At 34.7% G+C, this 24,694-nt stretch carries 23 protein-coding genes; 3 read left to right on the top strand and 20 right to left on the bottom strand.

Annotation, left to right across the window (positions count from 1 at the left end):
- Positions 1 to 648: 648 nt before the first annotated feature.
- From BMX64_RS14470 to recR, 6 genes are all read right to left on the bottom strand, one after another.
- A complete protein-coding gene (locus BMX64_RS14470) occupies positions 649 to 1,932 on the bottom strand; it encodes a nucleotide sugar dehydrogenase (protein ID WP_167543068.1) in 1,284 nt (427 codons plus the stop codon).
- Between the two features lie 611 nt (positions 1,933 to 2,543).
- Entirely contained in the window at positions 2,544 to 3,935 is a 1,392-nt protein-coding gene (locus BMX64_RS14465) for a UDP-glucose 6-dehydrogenase (protein WP_091173770.1), read from the bottom strand.
- Between the two features lie 171 nt (positions 3,936 to 4,106).
- Positions 4,107 to 5,087, bottom strand: a complete 981-nt coding sequence (locus BMX64_RS14460; RefSeq protein ID WP_091173766.1) for an SDR family oxidoreductase — start codon at positions 5,085 to 5,087, stop codon at positions 4,107 to 4,109.
- A 30-nt stretch (positions 5,088 to 5,117) separates the two neighbouring features.
- A complete protein-coding gene (locus BMX64_RS14455) occupies positions 5,118 to 7,574 on the bottom strand; it encodes a polysaccharide biosynthesis tyrosine autokinase (RefSeq protein WP_091173762.1) in 2,457 nt (818 codons plus the stop codon).
- A gap of 15 nt (positions 7,575 to 7,589) precedes the next feature.
- Positions 7,590 to 8,381, bottom strand: coding sequence for a polysaccharide biosynthesis/export family protein (locus tag BMX64_RS14450; RefSeq protein WP_091173757.1), 792 nt, complete (start codon positions 8,379 to 8,381; stop codon positions 7,590 to 7,592).
- Positions 8,382 to 8,454: 73 nt separating this feature from the next.
- Positions 8,455 to 9,075, bottom strand: a complete 621-nt coding sequence (gene recR / locus BMX64_RS14445; protein WP_091173922.1) for a recombination mediator RecR — start codon at positions 9,073 to 9,075, stop codon at positions 8,455 to 8,457.
- Positions 9,076 to 9,175: 100 nt separating this feature from the next.
- Here recR and BMX64_RS14440 point away from each other — a divergent pair, with 100 nt between their 5' ends.
- A complete protein-coding gene (locus BMX64_RS14440; protein ID WP_091173753.1) occupies positions 9,176 to 10,684 on the top strand; it encodes a sodium:solute symporter in 1,509 nt (502 codons plus the stop codon).
- A 98-nt stretch (positions 10,685 to 10,782) separates the two neighbouring features.
- Here BMX64_RS14440 and BMX64_RS14435 read toward each other — a convergent pair whose 3' ends face one another.
- Positions 10,783 to 11,148, bottom strand: a complete 366-nt coding sequence (locus tag BMX64_RS14435) for a CoA-binding protein (RefSeq protein ID WP_091173917.1) — start codon at positions 11,146 to 11,148, stop codon at positions 10,783 to 10,785.
- A 146-nt stretch (positions 11,149 to 11,294) separates the two neighbouring features.
- Between BMX64_RS14435 and BMX64_RS14430 the strand changes: the two genes are divergently transcribed.
- Positions 11,295 to 11,924, top strand: coding sequence for a MarC family NAAT transporter (locus BMX64_RS14430; protein WP_091173749.1), 630 nt, complete (start codon positions 11,295 to 11,297; stop codon positions 11,922 to 11,924).
- 62 nt (positions 11,925 to 11,986) lie between these two features.
- Here BMX64_RS14430 and ctlX read toward each other — a convergent pair whose 3' ends face one another.
- The 4 genes from ctlX to eno form a co-directional block, all read right to left on the bottom strand.
- Positions 11,987 to 12,922 carry a citrulline utilization hydrolase CtlX gene (ctlX, locus tag BMX64_RS14425; protein ID WP_091173744.1) on the bottom strand — a complete coding sequence of 312 codons (936 nt, stop codon included), beginning with the start codon at positions 12,920 to 12,922 and terminating at the stop codon, positions 11,987 to 11,989.
- 74 nt (positions 12,923 to 12,996) lie between these two features.
- Positions 12,997 to 13,911, bottom strand: a complete 915-nt coding sequence (locus tag BMX64_RS14420) for a dimethylarginine dimethylaminohydrolase family protein (RefSeq protein ID WP_091173741.1) — start codon at positions 13,909 to 13,911, stop codon at positions 12,997 to 12,999.
- 65 nt (positions 13,912 to 13,976) lie between these two features.
- Positions 13,977 to 15,260 (bottom strand): citrate synthase, encoded by a 1,284-nt coding sequence (locus tag BMX64_RS14415; RefSeq protein ID WP_091173737.1) that lies wholly within the window; start codon positions 15,258 to 15,260, stop codon positions 13,977 to 13,979.
- Between the two features lie 155 nt (positions 15,261 to 15,415).
- Positions 15,416 to 16,708: a phosphopyruvate hydratase gene (gene eno / locus BMX64_RS14410; RefSeq protein ID WP_091173734.1), complete on the bottom strand. Its 1,293-nt coding sequence runs from the start codon at positions 16,706 to 16,708 to the stop codon at positions 15,416 to 15,418.
- Between the two features lie 379 nt (positions 16,709 to 17,087).
- Here eno and BMX64_RS14405 point away from each other — a divergent pair, with 379 nt between their 5' ends.
- Positions 17,088 to 18,425: an erythromycin esterase family protein gene (locus BMX64_RS14405; RefSeq protein WP_091173731.1), complete on the top strand. Its 1,338-nt coding sequence runs from the start codon at positions 17,088 to 17,090 to the stop codon at positions 18,423 to 18,425.
- 85 nt (positions 18,426 to 18,510) lie between these two features.
- Here BMX64_RS14405 and carA read toward each other — a convergent pair whose 3' ends face one another.
- The 9 genes from carA to secY form a co-directional block, all read right to left on the bottom strand.
- Positions 18,511 to 19,611, bottom strand: a complete 1,101-nt coding sequence (carA, locus tag BMX64_RS14400) for a glutamine-hydrolyzing carbamoyl-phosphate synthase small subunit (RefSeq protein ID WP_091173728.1) — start codon at positions 19,609 to 19,611, stop codon at positions 18,511 to 18,513.
- Positions 19,612 to 20,002: 391 nt separating this feature from the next.
- Positions 20,003 to 20,488, bottom strand: a complete 486-nt coding sequence (gene rplQ / locus BMX64_RS14395) for a 50S ribosomal protein L17 (protein ID WP_091173723.1) — start codon at positions 20,486 to 20,488, stop codon at positions 20,003 to 20,005.
- 31 nt (positions 20,489 to 20,519) lie between these two features.
- Positions 20,520 to 21,512: a DNA-directed RNA polymerase subunit alpha gene (locus BMX64_RS14390; protein WP_039110214.1), complete on the bottom strand. Its 993-nt coding sequence runs from the start codon at positions 21,510 to 21,512 to the stop codon at positions 20,520 to 20,522.
- A 21-nt stretch (positions 21,513 to 21,533) separates the two neighbouring features.
- The gene (gene rpsD / locus BMX64_RS14385; RefSeq protein ID WP_091173719.1) at positions 21,534 to 22,139 is read right to left on the bottom strand and encodes a 30S ribosomal protein S4; all 606 of its coding nucleotides are present in this window, start codon (positions 22,137 to 22,139) and stop codon (positions 21,534 to 21,536) included.
- Positions 22,140 to 22,229: 90 nt separating this feature from the next.
- Entirely contained in the window at positions 22,230 to 22,613 is a 384-nt protein-coding gene (gene rpsK, locus BMX64_RS14380) for a 30S ribosomal protein S11 (RefSeq protein WP_024981527.1), read from the bottom strand.
- 8 nt (positions 22,614 to 22,621) lie between these two features.
- The gene (gene rpsM / locus BMX64_RS14375) at positions 22,622 to 22,996 is read right to left on the bottom strand and encodes a 30S ribosomal protein S13 (protein WP_091173715.1); all 375 of its coding nucleotides are present in this window, start codon (positions 22,994 to 22,996) and stop codon (positions 22,622 to 22,624) included.
- 2 nt (positions 22,997 to 22,998) lie between these two features.
- On the bottom strand, positions 22,999 to 23,115 hold the full coding sequence (ykgO, locus tag BMX64_RS14370; protein WP_008992256.1) for a type B 50S ribosomal protein L36: 117 nt from the start codon (positions 23,113 to 23,115) through the stop codon (positions 22,999 to 23,001).
- A gap of 12 nt (positions 23,116 to 23,127) precedes the next feature.
- Positions 23,128 to 23,343, bottom strand: a complete 216-nt coding sequence (gene infA / locus BMX64_RS14365; protein WP_007136545.1) for a translation initiation factor IF-1 — start codon at positions 23,341 to 23,343, stop codon at positions 23,128 to 23,130.
- Positions 23,344 to 23,346: 3 nt separating this feature from the next.
- Positions 23,347 to 24,693 (bottom strand): preprotein translocase subunit SecY, encoded by a 1,347-nt coding sequence (secY, locus tag BMX64_RS14360; protein WP_091173712.1) that lies wholly within the window; start codon positions 24,691 to 24,693, stop codon positions 23,347 to 23,349.
- Between the last annotated feature and the right edge of the window lies 1 nt (position 24,694).

The following is a 24,694-nucleotide window of genomic DNA, read 5'->3' as shown; positions in this document are numbered from 1 at the left end:
GCACTTTGAGGTAGTTTTTAAGCTTTTTATTTTCAGGCAGTGAAATCGAAGATTCATGAATACCAAAAAAACAATAACAACCCGTGAATATTTTTCTGTTTCTTTTTTGATCAAGCAAAAAAGAAAATTAGTACCCCTTAATTTTTACCTTCAATAAAAAGTCATTGGTAACAGCATTTAAAGTCTCCATGTATTTTAAACAACATCAAGCGCTGAATTTTCGGCTACCTTTAGGACTGGTGCAAAACGAAAATTACAAGCCTCCTCACTAAAACCCAAAACCTAGAACTCCTAACCCCGCCCTTATAGTTTTATCCCAAAAAATCACGGTAAGGATTTAAGCCTTGGCCGAAGGGAGTAACCCCCGAGTCGAGTGTGAAACACGAGCGGCTGGGGTTGCGATAGGAAAATACGTCCGATGATTTTTGGGATAAAACTATTCAGGCTTGATTTTTTTGTTTCTTTTTTGATCAAGCAAAAAAGAAAATTAGTACCCCTTAATTTTTACTTTCAATAAAAAGTCATTGGCAACACCATTTAAAGTCTCCATATAGTCGAAACAACATCAAGATCTAAATTTCCGGCTCCCTTTAGGGCTGGGGTAAAACCAAAACCCAAAACCTAGAACCAAAAAACAGAAAACTTCTGCTATAATCTCCCATCAGCTGCAGCACCTAAAACCCCTTTTACATCATACAACAAACTACTTTTATGCTGCAATAGCGACAAATCCAAATCCAAAAAAAGAGTATGTGCAACACCTAAAACCAAGGCGTCAAATTTTGTAAGCGGCAGTACTGTTGTTGTTGTTAGATTATATTCCCGTTGTACCTCAACAGGATTAGCCCAAGGGTCATATATTGTAATTTGAATGCCATAATCAGCCAATGCTTTAATAACATCTACTATTTTAGTATTGCGTACGTCAGGACAATTCTCTTTAAAAGTGATTCCCAGCATCAACAGACTGGCACCATTAACAATCACGCCTTTTTTAATCATTAATTTAACCACTTGTGAGGCTACATATTCTCCCATACTATCATTCAAGCGGCGTCCTGCTAATATAATTTCAGGATGGTATCCTTTTTCTTGGGCTTTTTGAGCCAAATAGTAGGGATCAACACCGATGCAATGACCACCAACTAAACCCGGTTTAAAAGGCAAAAAATTCCATTTGGTTCCCGCAGCCTCCAAAACCGCATGCGTGTCAATTTCCAAAAGATTAAATATTTTCGCCAGTTCATTGACAAAAGCAATATTAATATCCCGTTGGGAATTCTCAATTACTTTAGCCGCTTCGGCTACTTTTATCGATGGGGCTAAATGGGTACCAGCTGTAATAACCGATTGATAGAGCTGATTCACTTTCTGCCCTACTTCCGGAGTGGAACCGGAAGTAACTTTTAAAATTTTCTCAACGGTATGTTCCTTGTCTCCGGGATTGATCCGCTCTGGCGAATAGCCGGCATAAAAATCAACATTGAATTTTAATCCCGAATATTTTTCCAGCACAGGAACACATTCCTCTTCAGTCACACCTGGATAAACAGTAGACTCATAAATAACAATATCCCCTTTTTTCAAAACAGAACCCACACTTTCGCTGGACTTAAACAAAGGAGTCAAATCAGGACGATTATTTTTATCCACCGGAGTTGGAACCGTAATGATAAAATAATTACAATCGGCAATATCAGCTAAAGTAGCAGTACAATAAAGCCCAATTTCATTACTTGGTGCAGGGCGTAAAACACGCTGCAATGTAGCATCATCAATCTCAAGTGTCGCATCATTTCCTGCAGCAAGTGCTGCTATTCTCGACTGATTAATATCAAATCCTACTACAGCATACTTGGTCGCGAAAAGCCTTGCCAAAGGCAGACCTACGTAACCCAGCCCTATAACTGCTATTTTTATATTTGTACTCAACTTTAAAAACGGAATTGGTTAAAAATTACAAAACCTTTGTGGGGGCTTGTATCTATATTATTTAAAAATCAAAAAACTATCCCTTGATTGGATAGGCAAAGATAGCTAAAAAGCGTTGTTTTTCCCTCCACTTTACACTGTCTGAAACGAACAGTACGATCAATCAAACTGGTAAAAGCTAAAACACTAACCCCCAATAAAAAAGCAAAATAAACCACTATGTGCTTAAAGCTCATAGTTTCGGTTAGCCGATTTAAAGTCTGCACGGTTGTATCACTTATTTATTTGCCACGAATTTCACAAATTATCACGAATTAATTTGTGAAAATTCGTGAAATTTGTGGCAAAAATTTCCAGACCCTGAAAGGCGAATGCACTAAAGTGCATCGTTTTAACTATAGCTGTGACCAATCAACAATTGTACATCTAACACACCCTGACCCATTAATGGCGCTGAAGCTGTGACGCTATCGCTTACCGCTCTGAAATTCTTTATTTATATTCTATACTGTTTGTTGCTCTGACCCTCTTAAACTCATTGTCAATATTTTGTATGCAGTGCTCTTGACCTCTTATTATTCTGGCCCATCATTTCTTTTCAACGAATGTCGTTAGGAACCGATAGCATGATATACAAAGCCAATGGCCTTCATTTCAGCAGCGTTTAAAACATTTCTGCCATCAAAAACAAAAGCAGGTTTTTGCATGGAATCATATATTTTTTTCCAGTCATATTCTTTAAACTCATCCCACTCTGTCAAAATGGCTATAGCATGGGCGCCTTTACAAGCTAAATACGGGTCTTCAAAAGAAGCAACGCATGCTTTGTTTTGTGCACTTGTTCTTGTTTCTAAATAATCCAAATCGGCTAATACTTTTTTCTCAGAAACTTTAGGATCATAAACCGCTATTTGAGCTTGTTCATTAACTAAAGCATCTGCTACGTAAATGGCAGCCGACTCTCTGGTATCATTCGTATCTTTTTTAAATGCCCATCCTAAAAATGTGATTTTCTTATCCGCAACCGTATTGTATAACGTTTGCACAATAGTATTCGAAAAGCGTCTCTTTTGGTGATCATTCATAATGATTACTTGTTCCCAATAATCAGCAACTTCATTCAGACCGTATGATTTGGCTATATATACTAAATTCAATATGTCCTTTTGAAAACAAGATCCCCCAAATCCAACCGAGGCTTTTAGAAACTTAGGACCTATCCGGCTGTCCATTCCTATGGCTTTTGCCACTTCATTGACATCAGCTCCTGTTTTTTCACAAAGCTCAGACATCGCGTTGATGGAAGAGATACGTTGTGCCAAAAAAGCATTTGCAGTAAGTTTAGACAATTCAGACGACCATACATTAGTCGTTAGTATTTTATCAGCGGCAACCCAATTAGAATACACGCCAACTAAGGCTTGTATAGCCTTTTGACCCTCCTCTGAAGAATCACCTCCAATTAAAATACGATCGGGATGCAATAAATCTTGAACAGCAGTTCCTTCAGCAAGAAACTCCGGATTAGACAGAATTTGAAACTGAACACCGTTACCGGTATGATCCAGAATACTTTTAATCGCTTCAGCTGTTCGAACAGGCAAAGTCGATTTTTCAACAACAATTTTATTGTCTTTAGCTACTCTGGCAATTTGTCTGGCACACAATTCAATATATTTCAAATCAGCGGCCATTCCTTTGCCTTTACCATACGTTTTGGTAGGCGTATTCACTGATATAAAAATAATTTGTGCTTCATCAATCGCTTTTTCAACCTCCGTAGAAAAAAACAAATTTCTTCCTCTGGCCTCTGCTACAATAGCATCAAGACCAGGCTCATATATGGGAATATTCGCTACATCTGCATCATTCCACGCCGCAATACGTGCTTCATTTAAGTCAACAACCGTAACCTGTATATCAGGACATTTCTGAGCGATAACTGCCATAGTTGGCCCTCCGACATATCCTGCCCCAATGCAACAAATTTTTGTAATTTTCATTCTTTTATTTTTTCTATTCGCTAATTTAATTTTTTACTTCTTCACTCTTCACCTCTCACTTTTCCCTTCTCACTTCTCACTTCTCACTTCTCACTTCTCACTCTTCACTTCTCACCTCTCACCTCTCACCTCTCACTTCTCACTCTTCACCTCTCACTCACTCTTCACCTCTCACTTCTCACGCAAATTCTCCCAATACCAGTATACCGCTTCTTTCAATCCTTGTTGCATAGAAAACTTTGGATCATACCCCAATAATTGTTTTGCTTTATCAATACTGGCCAGCGAATGAGGAATATCGCCTGCTCTGTTAGGGCCGTATTCAACAGTGATAGTCCCAATTTTAGGGTCATACTCGGCTAAAAACTCTTTTAAATAATCTACTAAATTAGTTAACGTATTCCTGTCGCCATAAGCAGTATTGTAAACGGTGTTTATTGCAGCTGGATTTTGAGTCGTCAGGGCCAATTCATTCATCTGAATTACATTATCTATATAGGTAAAATCACGAGAATAGTTGCCATCCCCGTTAATTATTGGACTTTCCAATTGCATTAATTGCATCACAAATTTTGGAATAACAGCTGCGTAGGCACCATTTGGATCTTGTTTTCGTCCAAAAACATTAAAATAGCGCAAACCTATCGTTTCCAATCCATACGTCCGACTAAAAATATCGGCATACAACTCATTCACATATTTAGTAATCGCATAGGGCGAAAGTGGCTTCCCGATGACTTCCTCCACTTTAGGCAACCCCACTGAATCCCCGTATGTGGAAGAACTCGCCGCATAAACAAAACGTTTAACTTTAGCATCACGAGAGGCTACTAGCATATTCAAAAATCCGGAAACATTAACATCATTTGTGGTTACAGGATCATTGATTGAACGTGGCACAGAACCTAAAGCCGCCTGATGCAATACATAATCCACCCCCTGAACAGCACGCTGACAATCGACTAAGTTTCGTATATCACCCTCAATTAAATGAAAATCAGCATTATTAATAAAATCTTTAACATTATGTCGATATCCTGTCGCAAAATTATCCAAACAAATTACTTTATATTTTTTGGATAAAAAATATTCACAGAGATTAGACCCTATAAAACCCGCACCTCCGGTAATCAAAATAGTTTTTTCTTTCATTTTTATCGCTACTAAACAGATTATAATCTATTATTTTTTCTTTAGTAATTTTTGTGCTACTCTTTCATAGAAATTTTTCGGCTTTTCTTCTTCATGATACCCATTAGAATAAGGCGCATTTCCGTAACCGTAGCCGTATCCGTAACCTGTACCATATTTAGCTTTATTCGCAAACCCATTCAAAACAATGCTTGCATGATCTAACTCTCCTCTTTTCACTCTATTATTCAATAACGTAATCATGTCCTTTTTAGTGAAATTTTGTCTTACAATATACAAAGTTACATCACAATACTGAGCTAATTCTAATGCATCAGACACTAAACCAACAGGTGGTGTATCCAGAATAATATAATCGTATTTTTTCTTTAATTCTGCAATTAACTCTCCCATACTTTCACTCAAAATCATCTCTGATGGATTTGGCGGAATTGGTCCTGAGAGGATAACATCCAAAAAAGGGATTTGAGTATGATTTATAATTTCATCCACACTTTTTTGCTTGATTAGATAATTCACAACACCCACTTCATTGGATAAATTAAATTCATCAAATAATTTAGGCTTTCTTAAATCAAGTCCAATGATAACCGTCTTTTTTTCGCTGAGGGCAAATACTGTCGCAATGTTTATGGAACAAAATGTTTTTCCTTCGCCACTGACTGAGGATGTGATCATTAGTGTTTTTGCTCCATCAACGTTTTGTTTCTTGTACAAAAATTGCAATGAGGAACGAATCGCCCTAAATGACTCTGATAATGCAGATTTCGGCTTTTCATATACTGCCAAACTTGAATCATCTTTATTTATACCCACCACTCCAATGATTGGAATTTTAGTCAGTTTACTAATATCCTCGGCATTTTGAATAGCATTATTTATAAAGAAAATTCCAAAAACAAATAATAAGGGAATCAAAATTCCCAAAAATAAAGCCAACACATAATTAACTGAAGTTTTAGGCCCAATTAATCCTCCTCCAACATCCTTAGCTGGATCAATAAAATGAATATCTGATAAATTTGCAGCTTTAACAATATCGGCTTCACTGCGTTTTTGAAGAAATGTGCTATAAATATTATCACTTAAATCATATTTCCTTTTTATTTTAATAAGCTCTTGTTGGTCTTCAGGCAATTTTTTTATTGCACTTTCAGTCTGATTGATCTTGCTGTTGACCATAGCGAGATCTTCTTGTAAAGAAGCTTTGGCCGAGGCAATATTTTCTATCAAAACTTTTTTCACAGCCTCCATCTGATTGTCAAAATCTTTGAATATCTTATCACTTTTTACCGCATAAGCCATTTCTGATCTTTGTGTGGAAAGTGCAATCAATTTTGAAACATTAACCACTATATTAGGGTCTTCGATTCCAGCAACCGTTGGAGCAGGAAGTTTAGAATAATCCACACTATTTTTCAAATACGCCTTCAAAGAGTTGTAATACGTTATTTTACGAATAACTTCATCTCTTTTAACATCAAACTCTAGTGCTTTGTCTGAAAATTTTGCTCCTCCTTCTTCTATATCAAAAATGTTTTTATCTTTCCTGAAAGATTTTAATTCATCCCCAGTTTCTTTCAATTGGGATTCCATAGCCACAAGCGTACTATCTATAAATGCAATTGTATTGGTCGCAAACTGATTTTTACTGTCTAATTGCCTTTTTATAAGCATTTTAACCGTTGCATTTAAATATTCTACCAGTCTGGCTTTGTTGGTTCCCTGCATGCCAAGAGTAATGATCGAACCACCCTTATCATCTGACCTGACATTTATCCCTTTGTATCTGGATACTGTTTCATCAAAACCATTAAATTGGACAAAATATTCATTTCCTTTGTAAAAACCGGGATTCTCTTGTATTTGTAATTTCCAATTTAAAAAAGGCAAAGACACTTGTTCTCCAACCTTATATTTTTTTACAAAATCCCCGGTTTCAACATTTGTATTGCTATAGGAATTATTGGAATACGTTAGTATTGAAACACTTTGATTCTCAAATGGAATCCTGATTTCATATTCATTTTCGCTTAGAAACTTAATCCCAATCAGATTTCCTGCCAATTGACCTTTAGATTTATCAATATTTACATAAAAGGGTACGTCGCCATAAGCATCTATCAGATTGTATTTCCCCTGAACTAGGTAATTTATATAATATTGCAACTTGTCTACCACTATCTCGTTATGAGATCTGGATTGCAAGGTTGTTGAAATCGTTTGAACTTGATCTGAAGTACCTCCCCAATTAAAAACCAAGCTGGTGTTTGAAGTAAAAAGAGGATTACTTTCTTCTTTCACTGCTATTAACGTTTCCATTCCGTAAATTTTTTCTTTACGAATATTCACTTGGTAGGCAATAGTGAAAGAGATTAATAAACTAATTAGAAACCACTTCCAGTAACTTCCAATTTTAATTAAAAAATCTTTAAAGTCAAAACCAGCTTGATTTTCAAAACCCGAAAAATCTTTTATATCTAACATTTTTTGAAATGTATTTTATTTTTTCAAAAGTAAAAAAGTAGTTGTTGCCAATGATAATAGTGTAATAATTGTTCCCAAAGATTCGATTCCGGTTTTCCCGGTTCCCCAGGTTTTTTGTTTGAGTGGTTTTACATAAATATAATCATTGGGTTGCAAATGATAGTAGGGTGATTTCATAACATTACTATCGGTAAGATCGATATCCTGCATTTGAACTCCAGTAGAGGACTGCCGTATAATTGTAACGGATTTTCTATTACCGGTAATCGTAATATCTCCTGCATTTGCTATGGCTTCCATCACATTTACATGTTCTTGAAATAGTGTTTTTGTACCTGTACTACCTACTTCGCCATTTATTGTATATCTAAACCCCGCTAATTTTACAGTAACAAAAATATTTGCGGCTTCGTTAAAATATTCGGATAATAATTGTTTTTCGATTTTGATCCTTACTTCCTCAAGTGTGAAGCCAATTACGTTTATTTCTCCTAAAACCGGAAATCGTATTGCTCCGTGATCGTCTACAGTAAAACCATCAAAATACAAGCCGGATTCTGACTTATTTCCTATTTCGGATTGATTTGAAGTACTAAAAATTGAAACTAACTTTGGATCATTTGCTTTAATTGTAATACTCAAAACATCATTAATTTGCAATCGATACGGTTTTGACTCTACAACAGCTACAGTGCTTTGAGTTTCATTTCCATCTTTTTTTTGCAAATAAATCAAATCTTGCGTAGGAATACAAGAAGAAAACAATACACTAACAATTAGCAACAAATAGAGAATGGACTTACTCATTTTTATATTTTTAATAACAAATATAGGCTTTTCATTTACTATATAAAAAAGCACCGTTATTCATTAAAATGGATTAATTATTTTTAAAAGATTTTTCGAATGGAACTCTATGCAATATACTGCGTCCCAAAGTAACTTCATCCGCATATTCCAGTTCATCGCCTACCGAAATTCCTCTCGCGATTGTTGATATTATTATTTCACAATCGGCAATTTGTTTGTAGATATAAAAATTTGTAGTATCACCCTCCATCGTGGAGCTTAAAGCAAAAATAATCTCGTTTACACTTCCTGATTTTACTTTTTCGACTAAAGTCGATATGTTTAATTGACTGGGACCAACGCCATCAATGGGAGAAATTTTACCTCCCAAAACATGGTAAATCCCTCTAAATTGGCCTGTGTTTTCAATGGCCATCACATCGCGAATATCCTCCACGATACAAATGATTTGGTGATTTCTGCTTTTATTGGCGCAAATTTCGCACATCATGCTATCCGAAATATTATGACAACTTGTACAATACTTAATATCTTCACGCATAGCGACCAAGGCTTGCGATAGAAATCCTGTTTGCTCTTTAGGCTGCTTCAATAAATGCAACACCAATCGCAGTGCAGTTCGTTTGCCAATTCCAGGCAGCTGAGACATTTCGTTAACTGCCTTTTCTATTAATTTCGAAGAAAATTCCATAACTGCAAAAGTAGTTAATTTGTCCCAATCGTTCGGGATAGATAATTTGAAAATTTGAAGATTATTTATGTAATTTGGCCAAATACAATATTCACACAATATGACTCCATTTGCCATTCTATCACTAATTGTAATCTACTTCGGAATTCTTTTTTTGATTTCGCATTTTGTAAGCAGAAAAGACAGCGGCAATGATGCTTTTTTCAAGGCCAATAAAAATTCCAAATGGTATTTAGTCGCTTTTGGAATGATTGGAACAGCACTTTCCGGTGTGACTTTTATTTCTGTTCCAGGAGAAGTTGGTTCTCCAAATGGGGAGCAATTCAAATACTTTCAGTTCGTTTTGGGGAATGCCATTGGTTTCATCATAATCGCAAAAGTATTGCTTCCGCTGTATTACCGAATGAATTTGACTTCGATTTACGGCTACATAGAGCACCGATTAGGGACTTACTCCTACAAAACCGCCGCAACCATTTTCTTGATTAGCAGAACCATTGGATCAGCATTCCGGTTGTATCTTGTTGTAATTGTTTTACAACGTTTTGTTTTCGACTTTTATGGAATTCCATTTGCAGTTACAGTTCTGATTTCGCTGGCATTAATATTTGCTTACACGTATCGAGGCGGATTGAAAACCATTATTATTACAGACACTTTACAAACCTTTTTCTTAGTTTCATCTGTCTTTTTGACAATTTTCTTTATTTGCCGAAGTTTAAACTTAAATGTTTTTGAAGCTTTTGAAGCAGTAAAAAACAGCAATTATTCTAAAGTGTTTTTCTTTGAGGATTTTGTGTCGAGTAAGTTTCATTTTGTAAAACAAATTCTGGGAGGAATCTTTGTAACTATCGCCATGGTAGGTTTGGATCAGGATTTAATGCAGAAAAACCTGAGTTGCAAAAACATTAGCGAAGCCCAAAAAAACATGTTTACGTTCACTGGAATCTTTGTAGGTATCAATATCTTTTTCCTTAGCGTGGGTGCTTTACTTTACATTTATGCGGCTAAAAATGGAATAGAAGTTCCTACCGATTTAGTCACTGGAAAACCCAGAACTGATTTACTTTTCCCTGAAATTGCCTTTAACCATTTGACTTTGATTCCATCCGTAATTTTCCTATTGGGATTAACAGCAGCCACCTTTGCAACGACGGATTCCGCATTAACTGCTCTAACAACTTCGTTTTGTGTAGATTTTTTAGGAATGGATAAAACAGAAAATCTAAACAAGCCAAACGTAGTTAGAAACAGGCATCTTGTGCATATTGCATTCTCATTTCTAATGTTTTTGGTTATAATATTCTTTAACTCTATTAATGACAGTTCCGTAGTAGGAATGATTTTTAGGGTTGCGTCCTATACGTATGGACCGCTTTTGGGATTGTATTGTTTTGGACTGTTTGTAAAATCAAAAACGGTGAAAGACAAATTTGTTCCTATTATTTGCTTATTATCTCCTGCTGTAACGTACTTTATAAGCGAAAATTCGAAGACTTTTTTCTGGGGATATATTTTTGATAACGAATTGATTATCGTAAACGGGCTAATCACTTTTCTAGGATTGTTGTTGATTAGCAAAAATGCCACTTCTGAAACACGATTCTAGTTTTTAGCCCAGATAGCAGCGACATCCTTTTCTTGTTCCGTTTTTTTTAACGGAACAAGAAAAGATATAGCGTATAGCTGGAATAGCTCCTAAAAAATTTAATACTGATTGGTAGCTAACAAAACTAACGTACAAGCTACTTCTACTTTAATATCATTCAATTTCAACAACTGATAGAATTCTGGATTTTCAGTACCCGGATTAAAAATAACACGTTTTGGTTTTGCTTCGACGATATAATTGTAATAATCGCGTTGACGTGTTGGGTTTAAATATAAGGTAACAGTATCGATATTTTTTAATGGAATGGCTTTAGTCTGGATTTTTACTCCGGCAACTTCGCCAGCATTTTGGCCTAATGCAAGAACGGAATGCCCTTTTTCTACTAACATATTTACGGCTTTGAAAGCGTAGCGCTCTGGTTTAGTTGTCGCTCCAAGAACCAATGTTTTTTTATTCTTTATCATTTTCTATAATTGTATTTGGCAAAAGTAATCAAAAAGGTTTATTCGTTTAGTAATTTTAAGGTTTAGTTGTAGTAGCAATAAAAAACATTCCCCTAACATTAAAAAACAAAAAAAGAGTATTTTTACACCCTTAAAAATAAAATATGGATCTATTTATTTACCTCTTTGTTGCTCTTTTTTCCGTTTTAAACCCTATTGGAACCGTTCCCATTTTTGTGGGACTTACCCAACACGACTCTAAAAAAGAGCGCTCCAGAATTTCTTTATGGACGGCGATAAATGTATTTATTATTCTTATCGTCTCGTTTTTTATCGGGCAATATGTATTGCTTTTTTTTGGAATCAGCATTGACGCACTCCGAATTGCAGGTGGAATTATTATCGTGAGTTCTGGTTTTTCATTGCTTTCCGGAAAATTCACTAAGAAGCGAGGTATTAATAAAAAAGCAGAAACTGACGCGCAACAAAGAAACGATATCGCCTTAACACCACTTGCAATCCCAATGCTTGCCGGACCTGGTTCTATTTCTCTACTTATTGCTTTTTATCAGGAACACAATACAACTATGGAGATTATCATTTCTTCAATTGCTATTCTTGCCATTGCAGTAACCATTTTTCTTATTCTAAAAAGCGCTCATTATTTAGCAAAAATACTTGGAGCATCCGGAATTGTAGCGATATCAAGAATTGTAGGTTTTATTGTAATTGCTATAGGAATTCAATATATCGTAAGTGCCATTATCAATATTATAAAAGGGAATCTTTCCTAAAATTAAATTAAAACTAGAAAAAAAGCCGGATATGATTTTGAATCGTATCCGGCTTTCTTTTTTTAATTTCTTGGCAAGAAAATCTCTGCCATCATACATCTGGCACTTCCTCCGCCACAAGCTTCAATCGTATCCAGACTAGAACTCAAAATTTCAGCATGTTTTTCTAATTGCTCTATTTGTTTTGGAGTCAAACTTTGATGAGCTGCCGCACTCATAACCAAATATCGTTTGTCATTTGCTCCACGAACTTCAAGCATATTTCCCGCAAAATTGTTCATTTGGGCTTCGGTAATCAAAACTATTTCCTTTCCGTTTTCTTTCAGATTGTCCAAAACCATTTTGCGTTCTTTTTTATCATCAATACAATCCGAACAAATTACTGCAAAAGTTTCTCCTAGACACATCATCACATTGGTATGATAAATCAGTTTTCGCTCCGAATCAACCGTTTGAAAAGCTTCAAAAATTACTGGTGCATAATCAAAATCCTCACAAAATTCTATAAATAACTCTTCATCCGCTCTAGGAGATAATGCGCAATACGCTTTAGCATTCGCTCGGTCTAAAAGTAAACTTCCTGTTCCTTCCAAGAAAAATCCATCTTCTTCAGCGGAAGTGTAATCTATAATATTATGAATCACAAAACCTTTTTCTTCCAGTAAATCTAAAATCTCTTCGCGACGTTCGTGACGACGATTTTCAGCAAACATTGGATACAAAGCTACGTCACCATTCTCGTGAAAAGAAATCCAGTTGTTTGGAAAAATACTATCAGGAGTGTCTGGATTTAATGTGTCATCAACAACGGTAACATCAACATCAACTGCCGTTAGCTTTTCGACAAAAGCATCAAATTCTTGTTGCGCTTTGGCATTTACAGTTGCGGGTAAAAGTCCGTCTAATACTTTTTGATAATAATTATTTACTGCCGTTTGTTCGTTCATTCTAAACGCAACCGGGCGAATCATCAGTATGGAATTTGTGGTTTGTTTCATATATTTTTAGTTTAAAGTTTAAGGTTTAAAGTTTTATGTTGCTCAACATTAAACTTTAAACCTTAAACAAATATTTATTCTCTAATTAAAGGTAAGGTAGAACACCGTAATAATCCTTCTTGTTTTGCAATTTCTGCGTATGGAATTTCTTCTACGACAAAACCGTTTGCACGCAACCAATTGTTAAGTCGGGTAAAATTTCTTTCTGACACGACAACATTCGTATCAATAGAAAAAATATTGGAATTCATATTGTACATTTCGTCTCTGGTAATATGGAATAAGTTTTCTTTTCCAAACAGATTTACCAAAAACAAATAATCTGCTTCTTCACGGAATCCGTTTTTATAAATAATCCCTTTGTCATTCCCAACAGGTTGAAAACAGCAATCCAAATGCAACGCATTGTCACGAGCTTCAATTTTAGATTTTACCAAATCGAATTCTTTGACAATCTTATTTGGAAATAAATCTTTAATGTATTGTACTCCTTGTACATTCGTTCTTGCCGTAATGTAATCTTTGTAATCACTTCCTTTATAGGTTCCAATGAAAATATAATCGTTCCACAACATCACATCACCACCTTCTATATGCACTTCCTCTGGAGGGCGAACGACTTTTTTAGGATTAATTTGGTCAATTATATATTGGATTGCATCCAGTTCGCGTTCTCTGTCTGGCAAAATATTAGACTTCACAAAAACATCATCAATCACAAAACCAATATCTCTGGTGAATATCTGATTGTAATTCTCAATCATTTCGGGACGATAAACAGTCACGTTATATTTTTTCAGAACGGCGCTAAATGCTTCCATTTCGTTCACCATGTCTTTTTCGTGAGGATAAGTACCTGCAAGTATGTGTTCTAATGATTTTGGGTCGTAAGCTTCTTCAACCTTAGGCGTAGGTCCATTATTGACTGCTGAACCCAGCACTACAGCTCGGAGTCTCGATGTTTCATTCTTTATATTTAACTCTAACATGAATTTTTAGCTTTTGGCAAATATAAAAAAAGCTTCACTAATTAGTGAAGCTTTTTAAATTGAATTTATCTTTTCTCAGATGGTACAAAGCCTCTCAAAGGATGCCCTGTATAAATTTGTCTTGGCCTTCCGATAGGCTCCTTGTTTTCACGCATTTCTTTCCATTGTGCGATCCAACCCGGTAAACGTCCTATTGCAAACATTACTGTAAACATGTCTGTAGGAATACCTAAAGCTCTATAAATAATTCCAGAATAGAAATCTACATTAGGATATAAGTTTCTTGATTTGAAGTACTCATCCTCTAAAGCTGATTCTTCTAATTTTTTTGCAATTGCAAGAATTGGATCATCAACTCCTAAAGTCGCTAAAACTTCGTTAGCTGCTTTTTTTATGATTTTTGCTCTTGGATCAAAGTTTTTATAAACTCTGTGACCAAAACCCATTAATCTAAATGGATCGTTTTTGTCTTTGGCTTTAGCCAAATATTTATCAGCATCACCACCAGTTGCATGAATCTCCTCTAACATTTCAAGAACAGCCTGATTTGCTCCACCGTGTAATGGTCCCCAAAGTGCAGAAACACCCGCAGAGATAGAAGCAAATAGTCCGGCATGTGAAGACCCAACCATTCTTACTGTAGATGTTGAGCAGTTTTGCTCGTGATCTCCGTGAAGAATAAAAAGTTTATCCAAAGCATCAATAACAATTGGATTAGGTGTGTAAGGTCCAGTAGGCAATTCAAACATTAAATGCATAAAATTCTCCACATATCCTTTTGTATTATCGTAATAATTCAACGGATAACCCATGCTTTTTCTATATGTCCAAGTTGCTATAACCAAGAATTTCCCCATGGTTTTACAAACTGCCTCATACATTTCTTTTTCATTTTCAGCATTTACCGATTTAGGATTAAATGCAGTCAAAGCACTTGTCAAAGCGGCCAAAACACCCATAGGATGGGCTGTTTTAGGAAAACCATCTATGATGTTTTTCATTTCTTCGTTGACTAATGTGTATTTTCTAATATCATTTTCAAATTGCTCTAACTGTTTAACAGTAGGCAATTCTCCAAAAATTAATAGATAAGAGACTTCAAGAAAGTGAGCTTTTTCGGCCAAATCTTCTATTGAATAACCTCTGTATCTTAAAATCCCAAGTTCTCCATCAAGAAAAGTGATCTCACTTTTACAAGAACCTGAATTTTTATAACCTGGATCAAGGGTTATAACCCCCGAAAGATCACGTAATTTACTAATATCGACAGCCGATTCATTTTCACTTCCTGTAATAACTGGAAGCTCAAATATCTTACCATCTATTTCTAATTTTGCTGTTTTTGACATAATATAATTGAAAATAAACTTTTAAAATAATAATTTCTCAAATCTAAGGAATTAAACACTAATTAAAAAGAGAATAACACAATGAAATTGTTAAATATTACAAAAAAAAGCCACTCACACAAGGCGAATGGCTTTATATAAAAAAATCGTAAGAATTATTTTATTTTGAAAGCATTTTTACCAGGAAAATAAGCGGTATTCCCTAACTCCTCTTCAATTCTTAATAATTGATTGTATTTAGCCATACGATCAGAACGAGAAGCTGAACCAGTTTTAATTTGACCACAGTTTAAAGCTACTGCTAAGTCCGCAATTGTATTGTCTTCTGTCTCTCCTGAGCGGTGTGACATCACTGAAGTATATCCTGCATTTTTAGCCATATTAACAGCTGCAATCGTTTCTGTCAATGTTCCAATTTGGTTTACTTTAATAAGGATTGAATTAGCGATTCCTTTTTCAATACCCGTAGCTAGACGCTCCACATTGGTAACAAACAAATCATCCCCAACTAATTGTACTTTATCTCCAATTTTATCCGTAAGCAATTTCCATCCATCCCAGTCATTTTCATCCATTCCATCTTCAATAGAAATGATAGGATATTTAGCAACTAATTCAGCTAAATACTCCACTTGCTCTGCAGAAGATCTAACTTTACCTGTTTCCCCTTCAAATTTAGTGTAATCGTATTTTCCATTGACATAAAACTCCGCAGCAGCACAATCCAAAGCGATCATGATTTCATCTCCAAAAGTATATCCTGCAGTTTCAACCGCTTTTTTGATAGTATCTAAAGCATCTTCAGTTCCTCCAGCTAGATTCGGTGCAAAACCACCTTCGTCACCCACTGCTGTAGAAAGTCCTCTGTCATGTAATACTTTTTTCAAGCTATGAAAAATTTCAGTCCCCATTTGCATCGCATGTGAAAACGAAGTTGCTTTCACAGGGAAAATCATAAATTCCTGAAATGCGATGGGCGCATCAGAATGTGACCCTCCGTTGATAATATTCATCATTGGAACTGGTAATGTATTTGCAGAAACACCACCTACATATCTATATAATGGCAATCCTAATTCATTCGCAGCCGCCTTTGCAACAGCAAGAGAAACACCTAAAATTGCATTTGCTCCTAAATTAGATTTATTTGGTGTACCATCTAAATCGGTCATCATCTGATCAATAAGATTTTGTTCAAAAACAGAAACTCCCAAAAGTTCTTCAGAAATAACAGTATTAACATTTTTCACTGCATTCAAAACTCCTTTTCCAAGAAATGCTTTTCCTCCATCACGTAATTCAACCGCTTCATGTTCTCCAGTAGATGCTCCAGATGGCACTGCAGCTCTTCCTAAAACTCCATTATCTGTAATTACATCTACTTCTATTGTAGGATTTCCTCTTGAATCGAAAATTTGTCTTGCGTGAATTTTTATAATAATACTCATATACTAAAATTTTAAATTTTAAAATACAAATATATTCTATCTTTTGGAATGATTTTATGAAAATAATGAATGTTATTAACGAAAACGTTATAATTTTTTTTACAAACAAAACATTTCTACTTTTTTAGAATTTATTTTTTCACTATCTGTTATTTTTTCTGTTATTTAAAATTAAATAAAAACAATAACACTATTTTCATCAAAACATAAAATACCAAGCAGAAATTCAGATCATTGAATTTAAGAAAAAATTAAATTTAAATACATTGATTATCAGTTATTTATGTTAATTTTATAAATACTTTTTATAAATACTCACATTGTAAATAGTGTTTTTTTACTGAAAAGTTTTATTGCTTAATCTAAAAATAAAAATGTGATGGAAACTATAAAAAACCTTAACAATTCAATCAATTCTAGTGAAATAATAGAATTATTGACTAGAACATCAACTCCATTAGACAATACGGACGATTTAGACCTATTAATTGACTATATAGGAGATGCAAAATATGTTCTTCTAGGTGAAGCCTCACATGGCACGCATGAATATTACACTTGGAGGGCAAAAATCACACAACGACTCATTCAGGAAAAAGGTTTTTCATTTGTAGGAGTCGAGGGAGATTGGCCGGATTGTTATCGTTTAAATCGGTATGCAAAAGGATATTTAGATTCCGGGAAAGACATCTTTAGTGTTATGAATGAGTTTAAAAGATGGCCAACTTGGATGTGGGCAAATTGGGAAACAGCAGCATTTATAGATTGGTTAAAAGTTTACAACGAAAGCTTATCTGCTGATAAAAGAATCGGATTTTACGGATTAGATGTATATAGTTTTAGAGAATCCATGAATTCAATCGTTCAATATCTAGAAAAAAATGACCCAAAAGCACTCGCAATTGCAAAAACTGCTATGAAATGTTTTGAACCATACAATAAAGACGAAGGTCAATCTTATGCCAGAGCTTCTTCATACGTTCCTGAATTATGCGAGAAAGAAATCCTAAACATGCTTACAGCAATCATTAAAAACGCACCCAATTACAATCACGATGCTAAAAATGCTCTGAGCACCGAGCAAAATGCATTCATTGCGAGAAATGCCGAAAAATATTATCGCGCCATGATAAAAAGGGGTTCCGCCTCTTGGAATATTCGTGACGAACGCATGGTTTCCACGATACAACGCCTTATGAAATTCCACGGAAAGGATGCGAAAATAATCGTTTGGGAACACAACCCCCACATCGGCGATGCGCGTGCTACAGAAATGGCTTCAGAAGGGATGGTAAATGTAGGACAGCTGCTGAGAGAAGAATATTTGACTGATGGAGTAGTTGCTGTAGGATTTGGATCTTACAAAGGAAGTGTCGTAGCTGGAAGAGAATGGGGCGATTCTATGCGAAAAATAAAAGTTCCAGAAGCCGTGGAAGGAAGTTGGGAACATGCCCTTCATCTTGCTGGCAATGGCAAAAACAAACTGTTATTAATGAATAAAGTAAAGAGCGAAAAATGCCTTTCTTCCTATATAGGACATCGTGCAATAGGTGTTGTTTATAATCCAGAGCATGAAAGATTCGGGAATTACGTTCCTACAATACTACCCAAAAGATACGATGCTTTTATTTTTCTAGACGAAACAAGTGCATTACATCCCATACACATCCAACCGGATGGAAATCAAATACCCGAAACCTATCCCTTTGGTATGTAAATATACTTTATATAAAAAAGGGTTTGACTTTCAATTAAGTCAAACCCCTTTTTTTCAATACCTAATCTTGGAAGTTATTCCAATTTTAACCTTTTATGTTCTCTATAAATTGATCAAATAAATAAGAAGAATCATGTGGTCCTGGGCTTGCTTCTGGATGATATTGAACGGAAAAACAATTTTTGTTTTTCATACGCATCCCTGCAACAGTTCCATCATTTAGATGAAGATGTGTAATTTCTAAATCAGGATGATTATCTAATTCTTCTTTGTTAACGGCAAAACCATGATTTTGAGAAGTGATTTCTCCTTTTCCGGTAATGATATTTTTCACAGGATGATTGATTCCCCTGTGCCCGTTAAACATTTTATAAGTAGAAATTCCGTTAGCCAAACCAATCACTTGATGTCCCAAACAGATTCCGAATAAAGGTTTATTATTTTCCAAAATCTCTTTTGCTACTTGAATAGCTCCAGAAAGTGGCTCTGGATCACCAGGTCCATTAGATAAAAAATATCCATCCGGGTTAAAAGCAGCTAAATCTTGGTAAGAAGAATCAAAAGGAAATACTTTGATATAGCAATCTCTTTTGGCTAGATTACGAAGGATATTCATTTTAATTCCTAAATCAAGTGCTGCTATTTTATAGGTTGCATTTTCATCACCAAAAAAGTAAGGTTCTGTAGTTGAAACTTTAGAAGCCAATTCCAAACCTTTCATATCCGGAACTTTTGCCAGTGCAATTTTTAGTTCCTCTATTGGAGTTTCGTTTGTGCAAATGACTGCATTCATAGCACCATTGTCACGAATGTAACTCACCAAAGCACGAGTATCTACGTCAGATATACAGATTAGGTTTTGTTTAATAAAATAATCTTCTAAACTCCCTGAAGCATCTTCACGAGAATAATTGAAGCTAAAGTTTTTACAAACCAATCCAGATATTTTAATACTTTGTGATTCAACTTCTGAATCGTTTACCCCATAATTTCCAATATGGGCATTAGTAGCTACCATTAACTGACCAAAATAAGAAGGGTCAGTGAATATTTCTTGGTAACCTGTCATTCCTGTATTAAAACAAACTTCTCCAAAAGTAGTTCCACTGATTCCAATAGATTTACCGTGGAATATGGTTCCGTCACTTAATAAAAGAATTGCTTTTTGTCGTGTTGTATATTTCATTAGTTGATTTCTATTAATTTTATAATAGTCTCATGTAACTCGAAAGAACTCGTTTCATGTGTAGTTAAATATTTTGCAAATTTAATTTTTTAAAACAGTGAATCCAATGTTTTTTAAAAATTTATGTTTTTCAAGTTTTCTTGTTTAAGGAAAAAGTTTTAAACTAGCCCCAATTACTTCACTTAGTTTCTATTTTCATAGGAGTTCAGTGAACTTTGTTTGAAGTGGAAATCCTTTTTCCTTTTTTCTTTAAAAAGAAAAAGATTGCAAAGGAAAGCGGGACAATTAGTTCTTAAAAACTCGAAATGTTATGCTCCAAAAAAATCAAAAAAAAAAAGGATAAACTATAAATAGCTTATCCTTGATTTTTATTGAATGATTATTTTCATAATTACTCAGCAGTCTCAGTAGTTGTTTCAGTTTCAGCAGCTGGAGCTTCAGTAGCTTCATCTTTCTTAGCTTTACCACCACGACGGCTTTTTGCTTTTTTAACTTCTTTTTTACCACCATTGTAAAGTTCATTAAAATCTACTAATTCGATCATTGCCATATCAGCATTATCTCCTAAACGATTTCCAACTTTAATGATACGAGTGTATCCACCTGGACGGTCTCCTACTTTAGCAGCTACGTCTCTGAACAAGTCAGTTACCGCATATTTGCTACGTAAGTAAGCAAAAACGATACGACGATTGTGAGTCGTATCTTCTTTTGATTTTGTTATAAGCGGCTCAACGAATTGTTTAAGCGCTTTTGCTTTAGCAACAGTAGTGTTAATACGTTTGTGCTCGATAAGAGAACAAGCCATATTAGCTAACATAGATTTTCTATGTGCAGTCTGTCTGCTTAAGTGATTGAATTTTTTTCCGTGTCTCATTGCTATGTAAATTTAAACCTTGCGGCTTAGATTATTCTTTATCTAGTTTGTATTTTGCTAAATCCATACCGAAGTTCAAATTTTTAACTGCAACAAGTTCATCAAGTTCAGTTAAAGATTTTTTACCAAAATTACGGAATTTCATTAGGTCATTTTTATTGAACGATACTAAATCACCAAGTGTATCAACTTCAGCCGCTTTCAAGCAATTTAATGCTCTTACAGAAAGATCCATATCAACAAGCTTAGTTTTAAGCAATTGTCTCATATGCAATGACTCTTCATCATACGATTCTGTTTGTGCAATTTCGTCAGCCTCGAGTGTAATTCTTTCGTCAGAGAACAACATGAAATGGTGAATTAAAACTTTTGCAGCTTCAGTAAGGGCATCTTTTGGATTGATAGAACCATCAGTTTTAATTTCAAAAACTAACTTTTCGTAATCTGTTTTTTGCTCTACACGGAAGTTTTCAATCGCATATTTTACATTTTTTACCGGAGTAAAAATTGAATCTGTAAAAATAGTTCCAATTGCAGCATTCTGTTTTTTGTTCTCTTCAGCAGGAACATATCCTCTACCTTTTTCGATCGTTAAATCGAAATTAAGTTTGATTTTACTGTCTAAATTACAGATAACTAGTTCTGGATTCAAAACTTGGAAACCTGAAATAAATTTTTGAAAATCACCAGCTGTTAATTGGTCTTTACCTGAAACAGAAATAGTAACTGATTCATTATCTATATCTTCAATTTGACGTTTGAAACGAACTTGTTTAAGATTAAGAATAATTTCGGTAACGTCCTCAACAACTCCTGAAATAGTAGAAAACTCATGATCTACACCTTCAATACGAACAGATGTAATTGCATAACCTTCTAATGCTGAAAGCAAAACTCTTCTAAGTGCATTACCAACGGTCAATCCGTATCCAGGTTCTAAAGGTCTAAATTCAAATTTACCTTCAAAATCGGTTGAATCGATCATGATAACTTTATCGGGCTTCTGAAAATTAAATATTGCCATAAATTTCGACTAAGTCAATTATTATTTGTTGTACAACTCTACGATTAATTGTTCTTTAATGTTTTCTGGGATTTGAAGTCTCGCAGGTACAGAAACGAAAGTACCTTCTTTGATATCATTATTCCAAGTAATCCATTCATAAACATGACTTGAATTAGATAAAGAACGTTCGATAGCTTCTAATGATTTAGATTTTTCACGAACAGCAACTTTATCACCAGGTTTAAGGTGGTAAGAAGCAATATTTACTACATCACCGTTAACAGTAACGTGTCTGTGAGAAACTAATTGTCTAGCGCCTCTTCTAGAAGGAGCAATACCCATTCTAAAAACTACGTTATCTAAACGTGCTTCACACAATTGTAAAAGAACTTCACCAGTAACACCTTTAGTAGCTGATGCTTTTTTGAATAAACCTCTGAATTGTTTTTCTAAAATTCCATAAGAATATTTAGCTTTTTGCTTTTCCATTAACTGGATTGCATATTCAGATTTTTTACCTCTTTTTTTAGCCATCCCGTGTTGTCCAGGTGGGTAATTTCTTTTTTCGAAAGATTTGTCATCTCCGAAGATTGCTTCGCCAAATTTACGAGCAATTCTAGTTTTTGGACCAGTATATCTTGCCATTTCTAAAAATTAAATTAAGGTAGAGATTATGAATTCAGGTCATATCCTTCGATAATCGTATATTCTACCTAGTTATACTTAAATATATAATTAAACTCTACGTCTTTTAGGAGGACGACATCCATTGTGAGGCATTGGAGTAACATCGATAATCTCAGTCACTTCAATTCCACCGTTATGCAAAGAACGGATAGCAGACTCACGTCCGTTTCCTGGTCCTTTTACATAAACCTTTACTTTTTTAAGTCCAGCTTCAAGAGCTACTTTACTACAATCTTCTGCTGCCATTTGGGCTGCGTATGGAGTGTTCTTTTTAGAACCTCTAAAACCCATTTTACCAGCTGAAGACCAAGAAATAACTTCACCTTTTTTGTTTGTCAAAGAAATGATGATATTGTTAAAAGTAGCAGAAATATGAGCTTCTCCCGTTGATTCAACGATAACTTTACGTTTTTTTGCAGTTGCTTTAGCCATATTACTTATTATTTAGTTGCTTTTTTCTTGTTGGCAACAGTTTTTCTTTTACCTTTTCTTGTTCTAGAGTTGTTTTTAGTTCTTTGTCCTCTTAAAGGAAGACCAGTTCTATGACGGATACCTCTATAACATCCAATATCCATTAAACGTTTGATGTTTAAAGAAACTTCAGAACGTAATTCTCCTTCAATTTTAAAAGTTGATACCGCCTCACGAATTGCTCCGATCTCGTCATCATTCCAATCTTGAACTTTTTTATCTTGGCTAACTTGAGCTTTTTCTAAAATCTCAATAGCTCTACTATTTCCTAATCCGAAGATGTAGGTAAGTGCTATAACACCTCTCTTATTTTTCGGGATATCTACCCCTGCTATTCTTGCCATAATTATCCTTGTCTTTGTTTAAATCTAGGATTCTTTTTGTTTATTACGTACAATCTCCCTTTTCTTCGCACAATTTTGCACTCGGGACTTCTCTTTTTTACTGAAGCTCTAACTTTCATTTTGAATATCCTTTAATATCTATAAGTAATTCTTGCTTTTGACAAATCGTAAGGGCTCATTTCTAGTTTCACTTTATCACCAGGTAATAATTTGATGTAATGCATACGCATTTTTCCAGATATATGGGCGATTACAATATGTCCATTTTCTAACTCTACACGGAACATCGCATTTGATAATGCTTCAATGATTGATCCGTCTTGTTCTATTGCTGATTGTTTTGCCATAAGTTAAGCTACTGCTTTTCTATTTTTACCACTTTTCATTAAACCATCATAATGTTTATTCAACAAGTATGAATTGATTTGTTGCATCGTGTCTATGGCAACTCCAACCATAATTATTAATGAAGTACCTCCAAAAAACATTGCCCAAGATTGTTGAACATCCATAACACTCACAACAATTGCTGGGAACACAGCTATTAAAGCAAGAAATAAAGATCCTGGAAAAGTTATTAAAGACATCACTTTATCAAGATAATCAGAAGTTTCAACTCCTGGTCTGATACCCGGAATAAAACCACCACTTCTCTTTAAATCATCAGACATTTTATTAGTAGGAACTGTGATTGCAGTATAAAAGAATGTAAATACAATTATTAAAGTTGCAAATACAAAATTATACCAAAAACCAAACATATTACTAAAAGCTCCAACGATTGATTGTGATGCATCTGATTTAGACAAACCTGCTAAGGCTGCTGGAATAAACATAATTGCTTGCGCAAAAATTATTGGCATAACCCCAGAAGCATTAAGCTTCAAAGGAATCCATTGTCTGTTTCCACCCAACATGTCTTGTTCAAAATCACCTGATGTTGTACGACGCGCATATTGAACAGGAATCTTCCTGATCGCCATAACCAATAGCACACAACAAATGATAACTAATAACCAAATGATAATTTCAATAACCAACAACATCGGTCCACCATTATTATTGGTAACTCTTGTTGTAAACTCTTGAATAAAAGCCTGAGGTAATCTAGCCAAAATTCCAACCATGATTAACAAAGAAATACCATTTCCAATTCCTTTATCAGTAATTTTTTCTCCTAACCACATGGCAAAAATTGTCCCTGTAACTAAAATAACAACTGAAGAAAATAAGAATTCAAATGAATTGAATCCCAATAAAAATGCATTACTAGGTAATGTTCTATATAAATTATAGATATAAGTTGGACCTTGAACTAAAGTAATTCCTATTGTCAACCAACGAGTAATTTGATTAATCTTTTTTCTACCGCTTTCTCCATCACTTTGAAGTTTTTGCAAATAAGGAATCGCAATTCCCATTAACTGAACAACAATCGAAGCAGAAATATAAGGCATAATTCCTAAAGCAAAAACAGAAGCTTGAGAAAATGCACCTCCAGTAAACATGTCAAGAATTGAACCAATTCCTTCTTTAGTTTGCCCAGCTAAATTACCTAACTGTGTAGCATCAATACCTGGCAGGGTTACTTGAGCCCCAAAACGATACACTAAAAGCAGACCCAATGTAATTAGGATTCTATTTTTCAGCTCCTCGATTTTCCAAACATTACTTATTGATTCAATAAATTTCTTCATA

It is taken from the genome of Flavobacterium sinopsychrotolerans, from assembly GCF_900110375.1.
Lineage (GTDB): Bacteria > Bacteroidota > Bacteroidia > Flavobacteriales > Flavobacteriaceae > Flavobacterium > Flavobacterium sinopsychrotolerans.
Note: the sequence above shows the minus strand (reverse complement) of the source record. Positions and strands in the feature narration are given on the sequence as shown.